The 13,721-nt window shown below is 40.7% G+C and carries 14 protein-coding genes; all 14 read right to left on the bottom strand.

Features of this window, described 5'->3' with window-relative positions; genetic code table 11:
- Positions 1 to 23 precede the first annotated feature (23 nt).
- Positions 24 to 968, bottom strand: a complete 945-nt coding sequence (locus BK574_RS20750) for a gluconeogenesis factor YvcK family protein (protein WP_075386988.1) — start codon at positions 966 to 968, stop codon at positions 24 to 26.
- Complete coding sequence (rapZ, locus tag BK574_RS20745) at positions 968 to 1,861, bottom strand: RNase adapter RapZ (RefSeq protein ID WP_078429931.1); 894 nt, start codon at positions 1,859 to 1,861, stop codon at positions 968 to 970. Before rapZ ends, BK574_RS20750 begins: the two co-directional genes overlap by 1 nt.
- 51 nt (positions 1,862 to 1,912) lie before the next feature.
- Entirely contained in the window at positions 1,913 to 2,377 is a 465-nt protein-coding gene (locus tag BK574_RS20740) for an 8-oxo-dGTP diphosphatase (RefSeq protein WP_075386986.1), read from the bottom strand.
- Between the two features lie 477 nt (positions 2,378 to 2,854).
- Positions 2,855 to 3,802: a thioredoxin-disulfide reductase gene (gene trxB / locus BK574_RS20735; protein WP_075386985.1), complete on the bottom strand. Its 948-nt coding sequence runs from the start codon at positions 3,800 to 3,802 to the stop codon at positions 2,855 to 2,857.
- Between the two features lie 149 nt (positions 3,803 to 3,951).
- Positions 3,952 to 4,992, bottom strand: a complete 1,041-nt coding sequence (locus BK574_RS20730) for a tetratricopeptide repeat protein (protein WP_078429930.1) — start codon at positions 4,990 to 4,992, stop codon at positions 3,952 to 3,954.
- A 304-nt stretch (positions 4,993 to 5,296) separates the two neighbouring features.
- The gene (locus BK574_RS20725; protein WP_078429929.1) at positions 5,297 to 6,214 is read right to left on the bottom strand and encodes a ketopantoate reductase family protein; all 918 of its coding nucleotides are present in this window, start codon (positions 6,212 to 6,214) and stop codon (positions 5,297 to 5,299) included.
- A gap of 292 nt (positions 6,215 to 6,506) precedes the next feature.
- On the bottom strand, positions 6,507 to 7,133 hold the full coding sequence (gene hisIE, locus BK574_RS20720; RefSeq protein ID WP_078429928.1) for a bifunctional phosphoribosyl-AMP cyclohydrolase/phosphoribosyl-ATP diphosphatase HisIE: 627 nt from the start codon (positions 7,131 to 7,133) through the stop codon (positions 6,507 to 6,509).
- Positions 7,130 to 7,888 carry an imidazole glycerol phosphate synthase subunit HisF gene (hisF, locus tag BK574_RS20715; RefSeq protein WP_078429927.1) on the bottom strand — a complete coding sequence of 253 codons (759 nt, stop codon included), beginning with the start codon at positions 7,886 to 7,888 and terminating at the stop codon, positions 7,130 to 7,132. The genes hisIE and hisF overlap by 4 nt, the downstream gene beginning before the upstream one ends.
- 1 nt (position 7,889) lies before the next feature.
- Positions 7,890 to 8,624, bottom strand: a complete 735-nt coding sequence (gene hisA / locus BK574_RS20710) for a 1-(5-phosphoribosyl)-5-[(5-phosphoribosylamino)methylideneamino]imidazole-4-carboxamide isomerase (protein ID WP_078429926.1) — start codon at positions 8,622 to 8,624, stop codon at positions 7,890 to 7,892.
- Positions 8,617 to 9,258 (bottom strand): imidazole glycerol phosphate synthase subunit HisH, encoded by a 642-nt coding sequence (gene hisH, locus BK574_RS20705; RefSeq protein WP_075386979.1) that lies wholly within the window; start codon positions 9,256 to 9,258, stop codon positions 8,617 to 8,619. The genes hisA and hisH overlap by 8 nt, the downstream gene beginning before the upstream one ends.
- On the bottom strand, positions 9,259 to 9,846 hold the full coding sequence (hisB, locus tag BK574_RS20700) for an imidazoleglycerol-phosphate dehydratase HisB (RefSeq protein ID WP_075386978.1): 588 nt from the start codon (positions 9,844 to 9,846) through the stop codon (positions 9,259 to 9,261).
- Positions 9,847 to 11,121: a histidinol dehydrogenase gene (hisD, locus tag BK574_RS20695; RefSeq protein WP_078429925.1), complete on the bottom strand. Its 1,275-nt coding sequence runs from the start codon at positions 11,119 to 11,121 to the stop codon at positions 9,847 to 9,849.
- Positions 11,118 to 11,759 (bottom strand): ATP phosphoribosyltransferase, encoded by a 642-nt coding sequence (gene hisG, locus BK574_RS20690; RefSeq protein ID WP_078429924.1) that lies wholly within the window; start codon positions 11,757 to 11,759, stop codon positions 11,118 to 11,120. Before hisG ends, hisD begins: the two co-directional genes overlap by 4 nt.
- Entirely contained in the window at positions 11,752 to 12,942 is a 1,191-nt protein-coding gene (locus tag BK574_RS20685; RefSeq protein WP_078429923.1) for an ATP phosphoribosyltransferase regulatory subunit, read from the bottom strand. The genes hisG and BK574_RS20685 overlap by 8 nt, the downstream gene beginning before the upstream one ends.
- Positions 12,943 to 13,721 lie beyond the last annotated feature (779 nt).

Below are 13,721 nucleotides of genomic sequence, written 5' to 3'. Positions count from 1 at the left end.
TCTTTCTCAAACTCAGGCTAAAATTATGTTAGCTGTAAAATCATTTGAGCTACTTTGTTTGCATCATGTCTAATTAGTTTATCTTTATAATGTAAAAATGACTCATTTACAATACGAATTCCGTAAGACTGGAGTTGTTGACTATCGAATTCAACAGGCTCAGCTCCCTCTTCCGCATAGTGAGAAATGATTTCTTTAGGAATTATTTGTTGATTCACCATTATATAGTCTAGAAGCTGATTGCCGCAATGATCTACAATCGCCCGAACATGATCAGATGCTCTGTAGTGATCGGTCTCCCCAGGCTGAGTCATAACATTGCATATATATATTTTTTTAGCCGTTGCCTTTTTTACTTCATCCGCAATGCCTGGCACAAGCAAATTCGGAAGGACGCTTGTATAAAGACTACCAGGGCCAATGACGATGCTATCGGCAGACTGAATTGCTTCGATACTTTCCTTTAACGGGGATACATTAGCTGGCGTCACAAAAACTTCCTTAATCTGTTTACCCACTTGCGGAATTTTAGATTCCCCACTGACTACTGTACCATCCGACATTTTGGCATGCAGCACAATACTTTGGTTGGCCGCAGGATACACTTTTCCTCTAACATTTAATACTTTACTAAGCTCACTAATTCCTCTAGCAAAATCACCTGTTAACGAAGTCATTCCCGCAAGAAGTAGATTTCCTAAAGAGTGACCACTTAGACCATCCCCATTTTTAAAACGATGTTGAAATAATTGTTCTACTAACGGTTCGACTTCCGCTAAAGCGACAAGGACATTTCGCACATCTCCAGGTGGTGGTATATCTAGCTCTTTTCGCAACCGTCCTGAGCTCCCACCATCATCTGCAACGGTCACAATCGCTGTAATATCCACTGGAAACGTCTTTAACCCACGTAACAGAACGGATAACCCTGTTCCTCCCCCGATGACAACGACCTTTTTCTTTTTCACTAGTGTCTATCCTTTCCTTTATCAATATCTCGGTGACTTACATGGACGACATATTCATTGGAAAAATATTCCCCAAAATACTCAGCTAGCGTCACGGAACGATGTTTACCGCCTGTACATCCAATTCCGACCACTAACTGACTCTTACCTTCACGCTTATACTGCGGAAGCATAAATGCGAGTAAATCCCGAAGTTTTTCTATAAACTGTTGGGTTTCAGACCATTTTAATACGTACGAAGATACTTCTTCATCAAGCCCAGTCTTCGGACGCATATGGTCAATATAGTGAGGATTGGGCAAGAAACGAACATCAAATACAAGATCGGCATCAATCGGTATGCCATACTTAAAGCCAAAGGACATAACGTTAACTGAAAAAAGAGCTTGCTCTTCATTTGAAAATCGTTGACTAATTTTCTCGCGTAATTGAATCGGTTTTAAGTCTGTCGTATCTATAATTTGTTGCGCTCTTCCTTTTAACTCTTCAAGCATTTCACGTTCAGCTTTAATTCCTTCTAGTGGTAATCCCTTCGGTGCCAATGGATGGGACCGGCGTGTTTCCTTATAACGCTGGACTAACTTCGCATCCTTCGCATCTAGAAACAACACTTGCGGATTTAAATGTAAATGAGATGTGCTTCCTAATTTATCAATTACCTCAAAGAAGTGATCAAAGAATTCACGTCCTCTAAGGTCAATTACCAAAGCCACTTTGTTCATTTTACCGCCAGAACTTTCAATAAGATCTATAAATTTCGGAATGAGAGCAGGAGGTAAATTGTCGACACAAAAATACCCTAAATCTTCAAAGCTTTGAACAGCAACTGTTTTTCCCGCTCCAGACATTCCTGTAATAATGACAATTTGAATATCTTCCTTTTTATCGGTCATATTGATCACCTTTATTTCTTTTAATAGAGGATTTTAAAAAATAAGGACATATTATTGTTGATTTGCTTCTAAGCGGTAGGAAAGAAGTTGAAAATCGGGTGTATAGTGAAACGTTCCGTATATTGGCTCATCATTGTATAATATGTGATTAAAAATAAATTGATCTCCTGCAGCCATCGGTAACGTCTTCACTTCATCTATTTTTTTCCACGCTAATTTCCCTTCAGGAGATTCTTGAAGTGGAATGCCTTCAAATTGGTCGGTTTTAAACGTAAACAACATCCATTCAGACGTAATTTTTTCACCGTCTTTGATGACAATTGTAAAGATACCATTAATTTTCGGGTCTTTCACCGTAAGTCCAGTCTCTTCACGATATTCTCGTTTAACAGTTTCTATTACTGACTCACCCGTCTCCATTTTTCCACCAGGTACAACCCACCATCCACGACGGGGTTTTTGTAACATTAATACGTGACCATCTTTTATCACTATACAGTTTGTTACTCTCTGCACACGACTCACCTCACGTTCTCATGACATAAGTATACTATCAAACGTTTGCTCTCACAATGTTTAGCTGATTACAAGCAGGATCATTAGATAGTTCAGTGAACATACCTTGTCTTTTTTTGAAAACAGAGATGGATGTTACAGAAGTGAACTTGAAAGAGCGACTCGTTCTAGCATCAGGGAATCAGATGGAGTCTCGATTCCATCTGATTGGAGCTTCCCACCTACGCTATGCTAAGAGGTGGGGGTTTATACCCTAAACTAAACTAGGATAAAAAAAGGGCACGAACAGATTATGTTCGTGCTTTCAACGTAATATATAAAAAAGGGGGTCAATTACTTACTCTTATAGTAACCTTTTTATATTGCATGACTGTTACAAGAGAGTTAAGACGTAATTACGTTTTGTAAAGATTAATGTCATAATTGTTACCATTATATTACATTAACCTACGATTACTCCCCTTATCAGACCAGCAACTATTTTGCTTTTGCTTTTTCCGTAACGGATTCAATATAATGTTGCGCACTTTGAGCTGCAATACTTCCATCGCCTGTTGCCGTTACAATTTGACGAAGTGTCTTTTCACGGATATCACCCGCAGCAAAAATGCCAGGCACTTTCGTTTCCATTTGATCATTCGTTACTATATAACCTTCTTCATTTGTAATGCCCAGATTAAGAACAGCAGCATTCAAAGGAAGCATTCCGATGTAAATAAACACACCATCTGTTTTAAACTCACGCTCTTCCCCTGTTTCCGTACTTACAAGTGTTACACTACCCACTTTTCCTTCTTCTCCATTAATTTCTTTAATCGTATGGTTCCAAATGAAATCAACTTTTTCATTATCAAAAGCACGTTGTTGAAGGATTTTTTGCGCTCGTAATTCGTCACGACGATGAACGACAGTTACCTTTGTTGCAAAACGAGTTAAGTATACAGCTTCTTCTACAGCAGAATCGCCACCACCAACAACGACAAGCTCTTTGCCTTTAAAGAAAGCACCATCACAGACGGCACAATACGAGACACCGCGTCCACTTAATTCTTTTTCGCCAGGTACACCAATTTTCTTGTATTCTGCACCTGTTGTAACGATAACCGCTTTCGCTTTAAACTCTTTACTTCCTGCTTTTACAATTTTGTAATCTTCGCCGTCAATGATTTCTTTAATATCTCCATATGCATATTCAGCACCGAATTTTTTCGCATGCTCAAACATTTTATTCGAAAGATCAGGGCCAAGAATATGATCAAATCCTGGATAGTTCTCAACATCTTCTGTGTTCGCCATTTGTCCTCCAGGAACGCCTCTTTCCACCATGACCGTACTTAAATTTGCACGAGATGTGTAAACTGCTGCTGTCATTCCCGCAGGTCCTGCTCCAGCGATGATGACATCATAAATTTTCTCTTCACTCATCTATCTCACTCCTTATACATACTATATCGAGGTATATTTATCGTGCTTTCTAGACTATTCCTCAATTAGTATTCCTTTTATCTTCTCTATCTATCGTAGTAATAACTTTTTCTGCTGTCCAATATTATGCTCACATACCCTTATGTGTATTAATTATAGCGAACATTTTCTTTCTTTAGCAAACCGTTCGCATCTTCTGTAAGCATCTTTTCTGCATTTTTATCGCCTAGCCTTGCTGCCTTTCGCCAATAGGAATTCGCCCGTTCAATTTCACCACAATGGAAAGACGCAACGGCAAAACAGTGAAGAAACTCAATCGTTTCTTCATACTGATCCTTTTTAAGTAATCGGAGTTGTCGAAAGCTTTCTTCAAAACATTCAACCTTACAAAACGTTTCCGCTAATAAAAACCGCTGATCCATATTCATTGGAGAAACTTTTGCTAGCACTTTTGTTAATTTAGCGACATCTTCTTGTTTTCCCAATTCATAATAAAAATTCGCTAAGTGGCAGTACGCTGTAAAGTTTCCTGGATCCTCTTCTAATACGTTGAACGTCCGCTCAAGTGCTTTGTCATGCTGCCCTTGTAAAAACATGGCTTTCGCTAACTGATTATGTGCAGACCATAAAGTCGGTCGATCTTCAATCATTTTTTCGAACTGATCAATGGCAAGTTCATAATGACCACGAGCAATATGAGCCCGTGCGTTTGCATGACGAACGATGAGCATTTCTTCTTCATCTAGCTTTCCTTCATCTGATTCATCATCTCGTTCAAAGTTTAACAGTTCTAATAAGGACAAAGAATCATCCATGAATTCCCCATCTTCGTTAATCTCCATATATTGAAACGCCATTTCCTCAGCTTTTTCAAACAGTCCAAGGTGAGCATAGTTATTGGCCATAAAAAAGTAACATTCATACATGGATGAATCCAACTCAGAAATAACCATTTGTAAAATTTCATTGGAACGTTCATATTCACCTTTATCTGCTAAAATTGCTGCTAATTGACAATGATAAACCCCATCATCTTGTTTTAATTCGATCGCCTTCTCAAGGTAATAGATGGCCCGATCCATGTTGTTTTTACGATAAAATGAAAGGCCCTTTTGATAAAAATAATCACCGTTTTGAATAAACGGAACCACTTTCCCGAACGTAACTGTAGGTTGTCTTTTATAATTCATGTATAAGGTTTTCCTCCAATGTGAAATTTCAGCTACTGCAAGTATACTATATTTCCTTTTATTTTCATTAGCAAAATTTCGACAAAGCCGAACGATTAGAAAATATTATGCAAGTAATGGACGGCAGAAAAACGTATGAACACTTAAAACACCTCACGAATTAAAACTTTCCACCTACGCTATGATAAGAGTTGTTGTCTTTACTCTAGGCTGGTTTCGTAAACTTTGTTGCTCTTGGATCGTTTTTTTAACATAAAACAGCCAAACTCTTCTATTGAAGATTTGGCTGTTTTAATTATTAACACTAATATTCACTCTCTATCTTTTTAATCCGCTGATATAATTCATTGTTTACAGGCGTAGGAACACCATATTTCTCCCCTAATTCCAAAACGGTGCCTGAAAATAAATCTACTTCACTAAGGCGACCCGCTTCAACATCCTGAGCCATTGACGGTTTTCCTTCAGGGCTTAATGCATCCAACACGCTTAACCAGTAGTTCAAATCTGCTTCGGTTAAATGGATACCTGCTTTTTCGGACAATGCGATAACTTCTCTCATCGCTGCAATCATCGTCTCTCTTGCTTGTCCTTCTTTTTGAATTTCACCATAATTACTTCGGTAAACAGCAACCGTTTGATTCACACCGACATTGGTCATTAATTTGCCCCAAAATCTCTTATCCATATTCGGATCAATCTCATATGGAATCTCCATTTTATCAAAGAAGGTAGCAAAACTTTTGACCTTGTCTGAAATGCTTCCAGGTTCCTGCTCACCAAAACAGATCATCCCTATATTGTCGTAAGTAAGTTCATTCCCCTCTTTAACTGCATCCATCCCCTGGGCTACACTGTATAGAATATTTTCCAACCCAAAGGTCTGGCCAATAATCGCTTCACTTTTTATACCGTTTAAAAGGGATATCATGATGGTTCGCTCTCCGACATGATTTTTTACTGCTTTTATCGCATTTTTCAAGCCATCAAATTTGACGGCAAAAATAAGTAAATCTGCTGGTTCGCCCGATTGTTCAGGAGTTACATATTGGAAATGACACAGTTCACCATTACAATAAACGCCGTCTGTTTCATATTTCTTAATCCGCTCTAGATCAGCAATGATCTTCAAGTCTCCTTTTGGCATTTTCTTTGTTAAATGGTGGCCAAATAAAATTCCTAATGCTCCTAATCCAATAATTGAAACTTTTTTTATTTCCATAACATAAAATTCCTTTCAGCTATATTACGTAAATTTTATCACAGTAAAGATTAAGAGTGGCAATATTCTATACTTTCTTTTTCAAGAACAAAATCTTAAGATTTCTATCTTTCCCTTTTAGAAAAACACGACTTTTTGCAAGTGATAGCAAAATTCGGTGTTTTTTCTTAAACTTTATTCCTCTAAAGAAGTTAAACTTTCCTAAAGTACAAAAAATCACATTGGAAATCAAAATCCAATGTGATTTATGAAGGCTAAGAAAGTAGTCTTCTGTTTTTAGAAGCTCACTATCTTATTTCGTATGACGTTCTTCAAGAACGGATAACACCTCATCGAGAGGAAGTTTTTGCTCGCGTAACAAGACGAGTAAGTGGAAGAGTAAATCAGCGACTTCCCATTTCAACTCTTCAGGATCGCGGTTTTTCGCAGCGATAATCACCTCACCGGCTTCTTCGCCGACTTTCTTTAAGATTTTATCGACACCTTTATCAAATAAGTAGGTCGTATACGAGCCTTCTGGCATTTCCGCTTCACGCTCAGCAATCAGTGTTTCAAGGCGTGAGATAATGGAAAAACGATCTGCATTCGTACTAACCTCCTCACTGAGTAGTGAATCGGCAAAACAAGTGTACACCCCTTTATGACAAGCTGGTCCACTCGGCTCTACTAACACGACTAACGCATCTGAGTCGCAATCATAACGTAAATCGACGACCTTTTGTGTATTGCCTGACGTCTCACCTTTATGCCACAATTCTTGACGTGAGCGACTGTAAAACCACGTTTCTCTCGTCTCGATCGTCTTATCTAACGACTCACGATTCATATAGGCGAGCGTAAGTACCTCTTTACTTTGTGCATCCTGAACGATGGCAGGAATGAGTCCTTTTTCGTCAAATTTTAATTCATTTTTGTTCATCGCATGGGGACTCCCTTCTCTTTAAGTAGCGATTTTACTTCAGCTACAGACGTTTCTTTATAGTGGAAAATGGAAGCAGCTAACGCAGCATCACATTTCGTTTCCGTAAAAACATCGTAGAAACATTCTTTGGCACCTGCTCCTCCTGAGGCAATGACAGGCACGGTTACTACAGCATTGACTGCCTTTGTTAGCGGAAGATCAAAGCCTGTTTTTTCACCGTCTTGGTCCATACTCGTCAGCAAAATTTCGCCAGCTCCACGACGAACCGCTTCTTGCGCCCACTCAACCACTTCCCAGTCTGTAGGCGTTCGACCACCATGTGTATAAACACGCCATGAACTGAGCTCTTCATCATATTTCGCATCAATCGCGACGACAATGCACTGAGACCCGAAATAATCTGCACCTTCTGTAATGAGTTCAGGACGATTGACTGCCGCTGTATTTAAAGAGACTTTATCAGCACCCGCGCGCAACACGCGTTTCATATCTGCTAACGAGTTAATTCCACCGCCAACAGTAAACGGAATCGCAAGCTTTCCAGCAACTTCTTCCACCACTTCGACCATCGTTTCTCTTCCCTCATGAGAAGCAGAAATATCAAGAAATACTAATTCGTCGGCTCCTTGCTCATCATAAAAAGCAGCCAACTCTACAGGGTCTCCAGCATCCCGTAAATTCACAAACTGAACCCCTTTAACAACCCGACCCTCTTTGACGTCCAAACATGGAATAATTCGTTTGGTTAACATCTTATTCCACCTCTTTCAAAGCTTGCTCTAGCGTGAATTGGTTCGTATACAACGCTTTTCCGATAATCACACCACGAACACCTTCTTGAGCATAAGGCTTCACTTCAGCAAGGTCAGCTAATTGACTAACGCCACCCGAAACAATCACTTCTTTTCCTGTCGCATTGGCGAGTGATCGACACGCTTCCACGTTCGGACCTGTTAACATTCCATCTCGAGAAATATCAGTAAAAATAAACACTTCTGCGCCGAAATCAGCCATTTCTTTTCCGAGTTCTTCTGCTTTAACTTGCGACGTTTCAAGCCAGCCTTCTGTTGCGACATAACCATCACGCGCATCAAGGCCGATCGCAATTTTTCCTCCGCCGTACTTGGCAAGCATTTCTTTTGTGAAGTCAGGATCGTTCACCGCCACACTTCCAAGAATGACACGATCGACGCCTTGCTCTAAATAAAAAGCCACATCTTCTTTCGTGCGGATTCCACCACCGATTTGCACTTTTACTTTTAGCTCTTTCGCGACACGAAGAACATATTCAGAGTTCACTGGCTTTTTCGCCTTCGCTCCATCGAGGTCGACCATATGAATCCAATTTGCCCCTGCTTCAGCGAACGTTTTTGCCATCTCAAACGGTGAATCTCCATACACCGTTTCTTGGTCATAATCCCCTTGAATGAGGCGTACACATTTTCCGCCACGCATATCAATCGCTGGATAGATGGTTACTTTACTCATTTGTTTGGCTCCCCTCTACAACTTTCACATAGTTAGCAAGAATGCTCATGCCAATGAAACTACTTTTCTCCGGATGAAACTGAGTGCCCATAATATTCGCTCGTCCTACTACAGCAGGTACTTCTCCGTCATAGTTACTACTCGCGATCACAACACTTTGATCATCTGTACGAACAACATAAGAGTGAACGAAATAAACATGACCATTTTCAACGTCTTTTAATAGTGAATGGTCTGGTTGATGAAACTCCAACTGATTCCACCCCATATGCGGCACTTTGTACGTCTCACCTTCTGCACTTACACCAGGAAAACGGCGAACAACCCCAGGTAACAAGTTCAACCCCTTCGTTTCCCCATTCTCTTCACTTTCTTCAAATAAAAGCTGCATACCTAAACAAATTCCAAGAAGTGGCTTTCCTGACTTTGCCCACTCCACTACGAAATCAGCCAGTCCCTCGTTCTGTAAAATCTCCATCGCATCACGGAAAGAACCTACACCAGGTAAAATGAGCCCGTCTGCTTTTTGTAGTTCTTCGACTTTTTCAGAAACAAAATAGTCTTTATTTAAGCGTTCAAGTGCCTTACTTACGCTATGTAAGTTCCCCATCCCATAATCAATGACACCGATCATTTATAACATTCCTTTCGTTGACGGAACACCTTTAACGCGCTCATCTATTTGTGTAGCATCATCTAAAGCTCGTCCAAGTGCTTTAAATACCGCTTCAATCATATGATGTGTGTTGTGGCCATAATGAACGATTACATGTAAATTCATACGCGCTTCAAGCGCCAGCTTCCATAAAAATTCATGCACTAGCTCCGTATCAAATGTTCCCACCTTTTCGCTCGGAAATTCCGCACGAAACTCTAAGTGTGGGCGATTGCTTAGATCGACAACAACTTGAGCTAAAGTCTCATCCATTGGAACAAACGCATTACCGTAGCGCTTAATCCCACGCTTGTCACCGAGAGCATCTTTTAGTGCAATCCCAAGGCAAATCCCAATATCTTCAGTCGTGTGGTGATCATCCACATCCACGTCGCCTTTAGCATCCAACGTCAAATCAAAGTGTCCGTGCTTCGTAAATAAGTCGAGCATATGGGTCATAAATGGAACGTTTGTGTTTAAATCAGATTTTCCTTCGCCATCAATCCCAAACTGTAATTTAATTTGCGTTTCTCCTGTTATGCGTTCAATGCTACCTGTACGCTCCATTTATTTTTCCTCCTCTAGTCGCTTCTCAATTGCTCGTGCATGCGCTTCTAACCCTTCCAAACGAGCAAGTGTTGTTATTTGTTTACCATTCAACTCAAGGGCTGCTTGACTATAATAAATAATACTTGATTTCTTCGTAAAATCATCGACGTTCAGCGGACTGGAAAACCTTGCTGTGCCGTTTGTCGGTAACACGTGATTCGGTCCCGCAAAATAATCACCAACGGGCTCCGAGCTATAAGGGCCAAGAAAAATGGCTCCAGCATGCTTAATTTTCCCCAATAATTGGATTGGATCTTCTGTTAACACCTCTAAATGTTCAGGGGCAAGCTGGTTCACCGTGTCAATCGCTTCCTCTAAATCCTTAGTTACATAAATCGCACCATAATCCCGAATCGACGCTTCAGCAATGTCTCGTTTCGGTAATGTTTCAAGCTGTACAGCAACCTCATCTGCAACTGCTTGAGCAAGCTCTCCACACGGAGTGACTAGAATAGCCGACGCCATCGGATCATGCTCCGCTTGTGAAAGTAAGTCTGCTGCAATAAACACAGAATTAGCGTTTTTATCTGCGAGAACGACGATTTCACTCGGTCCCGCAATCATATCAATATCAACTTGTCCAAACACCGCTCGTTTCGCTAGTGCTACATAAATATTTCCTGGTCCCACGATTTTATCAATCGGTGAAATCGACTCTGTACCGTACGCTAATGCAGCAATCGCTTGAGCGCCGCCAACTTTATACATTTCGCTTACACCCAGTTCATTCGCAGTCACCAACACGCCTGCTGGCCATGAACCATTCGACTGTGGCGGTGACACCATCACGATGCGCTCGACACCAGCGACTTGTGCAGGAATTACATTCATCATAATTGATGAAGGATAAGCGGCTCTACCGCCTGGTACGTACACCCCGACCGAATCAAGTGGAGTTACTTTTTGACCGAGCATCGTTCCGTCTTCTTTCGTCGTGATCCACGTTTCCCGTTTTTGTCTAGCGTGGAAATCGCGAATATTTGCGATCGCCTCACGAATGGCCGCTAATGCTTCTGCATCAATTTCATCATATGCTTTTTCAAGTTCATCTTTCGTAACGGTAAAAGATTGCAGCCGAACGCCATCAAATTTTTCCGTAAGCGCACCTAATGCATCATCGCCGTACGCTTTTACTTTTTCAATTATTTGGGTAACAGCTTGTTGTTGTGTTTCCGTTCCCGCTTCGATCGTTCGTTTGAGAGAGACGTCTTTTGTTACGTTTACGATGTTCATTCGTCATCCCCCTCAATGACTTTGGCGAGACGCTCCACTAAATCATCAATCACTTCATCTTTCATGCGATAACTTACAGGGTTGACGATGAGTCTTGACGTAATGTCCATAATTTTTTCTAATTCCACAAGGCCATTTTCTTTTAATGTTCGACCAGTCGATACGATATCAACAATCCGATCCGCTAAACCAACTAGTGGCGCAAGCTCGATCGATCCATTTAGCTTGATAACTTCGACTTGCTCACCTTGTTCTTTAAAATATTGAATTGCAACCTGCGGATATTTAGAAGCGACCTTTGGGGCGATCTCGCTTTGTTTCTCATACGTTGGCAGCCCAGCTACCGCTAAATAACATTCACTAATTTTTAAATCAAGAACTTCATACACATCCCGCTCTTCTTCGAGCATAGTGTCTTTTCCTGCAACGCCTACGTCAGCAACACCATACTCCACATAAGTTGGAACGTCCATTGGTTTCGCAAGAATGAAGCGCATTTTCGCAATAGGCGCATCAACGATCAGCTTTCTTGAGTCATCAAATTCATCTGGCAAAGCATATCCCGCTTTGCGTAGTAAATCAGCAGCTTCTTCAAATATACGACCTTTTGGCATCGCTACCGTTAACCATTCACTCACCGCTAGCACCTCCATTCTTTGCTTTTCCAATATAATACACAACCTCGGCAAATTGCTCCGATAAAACATCAACATCTTTTATTCCAGCTAAGTCTTGTAAAATGACCGCCTCGCCTTGCTCTCTTTTTTCCGTTGCAAGAGTAATCGCTTCTTTTCTTCGTTCGTTACTGAAAATAATGCACGTTTGTGGTGTTAGTTCTTTTTTCGTACCAATGGCTTCGACTAGCAAGTCAAGGCGAATACCAAAACCTGTCGCTTGTGCAGGTCGATCAAAATTAGCTAGTAATTCGTCATAACGGCCACCACTTCCAAGCGGTACACCCAAGCGACTGCCATATCCTTCAAAAACAACACCCGTGTAATAGCTCATATGCATGACAAGGTTTAAGTCAATTTTTAAAAATTCAGTCACACCATAGCATTCGAGCGCATCCCATAGTTTCGCTAAGTCTTGTAACGCTTTTTCCCCAGCTTCACTTTGGACTAATTCACTTGCTGCACTGATCTTTTCACTTCCGCCACGTAACTGAAGTAAGTTCAGAAGACGCGTTTTATCAATAGAAGATAGCGGTAAGCTTTTAACATGTTGACGATAACCAACATAGTTTTTCTCATATAAATAACGTCTGAGGACGTTTGCTCGCTCTTCATTTCCGACAACTTCGATTAGTAAAGCATTGACGTAACCAATATGCCCAATCGCTACCTGGAAGTTGTCAACGCCTGCTTTACGTAATGCCGCAATCATTAATGCTATTACTTCGGCATCGGCACTTGCCGTTCCATCTCCAACGAGTTCGACACCAATTTGTTCAAACTCTGCTGGCTTTCCTCCTTCACGCTGCTGTGAACGATACAAGTTCGTATGATACGAAAGACGCAACGGGTACCCTTCATTTTTCAAACTTGATGCCGCTAATCTCGCAATCGGCGCGGTCATATCAGGTCTGAGAACAAGGGTGTTTCCGTCTTGGTCTAATAGTTTAAATAATTGTTGATCTAAAATCGCTGAAGCCTCACCAACCGTTTCGTAATATTCCAACGTCGGTGTTTGAATGGCACGATAACCCCAGCGGGAAACTTCTTCATTGATTTCAGTTGCAATTCTTTGTTTCGTTTCAAATAATTCGGGTAGCGTATCTCGCATCCCGATCGGTTTTTCAAACATAAACGGTTTAGACATGTTTTCACGCTCCACTTTAGTACTGTACTACTCGTGCGTTTCACTTTCTTATTGTGCCTCATGAAGTGAACTTTTTATCGGTACACTTTAGTACGCTAATATACTAACAAGATAAAGGATATTATAAGTAGTTTACACGCATCTTCTATAATCGTCAACCATATTCAACATCACTACTACATTTGATCTTAGTATGTATAACTTAGTATTCTTCCCTTTTATTGAAGAATAGGTTTGTACACAAACTATAGTACCATTATTAGCTAAAAATTGGACTCCAAAGAGGCGAAAAATTTCTTTAATTTGCATAATTAGTCTTATTCAGTTATCTTTGTGGGGCGTTTTCGATATGTTTTTGTATTTTTAATTGCCACTAAAAATTTAATTAGGTAGGACGTCACCTTTATTAGCGAAATCATAAAGTGATTCTTTATTCAGTAAAGTTTTTATCTTCTCCCACTGAATGGTAGTTGAGCCCTACAGGATATGGGTGATACAGTTGCTGCCACAGGACGTGGGCTTTTAATCTGAATTCACCTGTCGGGGTATTACTGTGACCCGCACAGCACGGATGCTGATCACACAGGCGTTATCACGTGATGTAACGTTCTTAGTCTGTGTTTAAATAAACGTTTATTTAATTATTCTTATTGCTTCAAACCATGAAGTGGAAGTCTTAGTGGAGTTTTGCGACGTGCGAAGTGGAGCCGCTCCTTACTTCTCCTGCTCGTTCGGGCATCATGACGCTTCATAGTTACCGTTTTCTTTCTTCTCCTGCT

It is taken from the genome of Alkalihalobacterium alkalinitrilicum (assembly GCF_002019605.1).
GTDB classification, from domain to species: Bacteria; Bacillota; Bacilli; order Bacillales; family Bacillaceae_F; genus Alkalihalobacterium; species Alkalihalobacterium alkalinitrilicum.
Note: the sequence above shows the minus strand (reverse complement) of the source record. Positions and strands in the feature narration are given on the sequence as shown.

Coding starts and splice junctions, on each gene's coding strand:
- hisA (WP_078429926.1), bottom strand. CDS start 8,624: ATGAGTAAAGTAACCATCTATCCAGCGATTGATATGCGTGGCGGAAAA.
- hisB (WP_075386978.1), bottom strand. CDS start 9,846: ATGGAGCGTACAGGTAGCATTGAACGCATAACAGGAGAAACGCAAATT.
- hisIE (WP_078429928.1), bottom strand. CDS start 7,133: ATGAACAAAAATGAATTAAAATTTGACGAAAAAGGACTCATTCCTGCC.
- BK574_RS20725 (WP_078429929.1), bottom strand. CDS start 6,214: ATGGAAATAAAAAAAGTTTCAATTATTGGATTAGGAGCATTAGGAATT.
- hisF (WP_078429927.1), bottom strand. CDS start 7,888: ATGTTAACCAAACGAATTATTCCATGTTTGGACGTCAAAGAGGGTCGG.
- hisH (WP_075386979.1), bottom strand. CDS start 9,258: ATGATCGGTGTCATTGATTATGGGATGGGGAACTTACATAGCGTAAGT.
- BK574_RS20685 (WP_078429923.1), bottom strand. CDS start 12,942: ATGTCTAAACCGTTTATGTTTGAAAAACCGATCGGGATGCGAGATACG.
- rapZ (WP_078429931.1), bottom strand. CDS start 1,861: ATGACCGATAAAAAGGAAGATATTCAAATTGTCATTATTACAGGAATG.
- trxB (WP_075386985.1), bottom strand. CDS start 3,802: ATGAGTGAAGAGAAAATTTATGATGTCATCATCGCTGGAGCAGGACCT.
- hisD (WP_078429925.1), bottom strand. CDS start 11,121: ATGAACATCGTAAACGTAACAAAAGACGTCTCTCTCAAACGAACGATC.
- BK574_RS20730 (WP_078429930.1), bottom strand. CDS start 4,992: ATGAATTATAAAAGACAACCTACAGTTACGTTCGGGAAAGTGGTTCCG.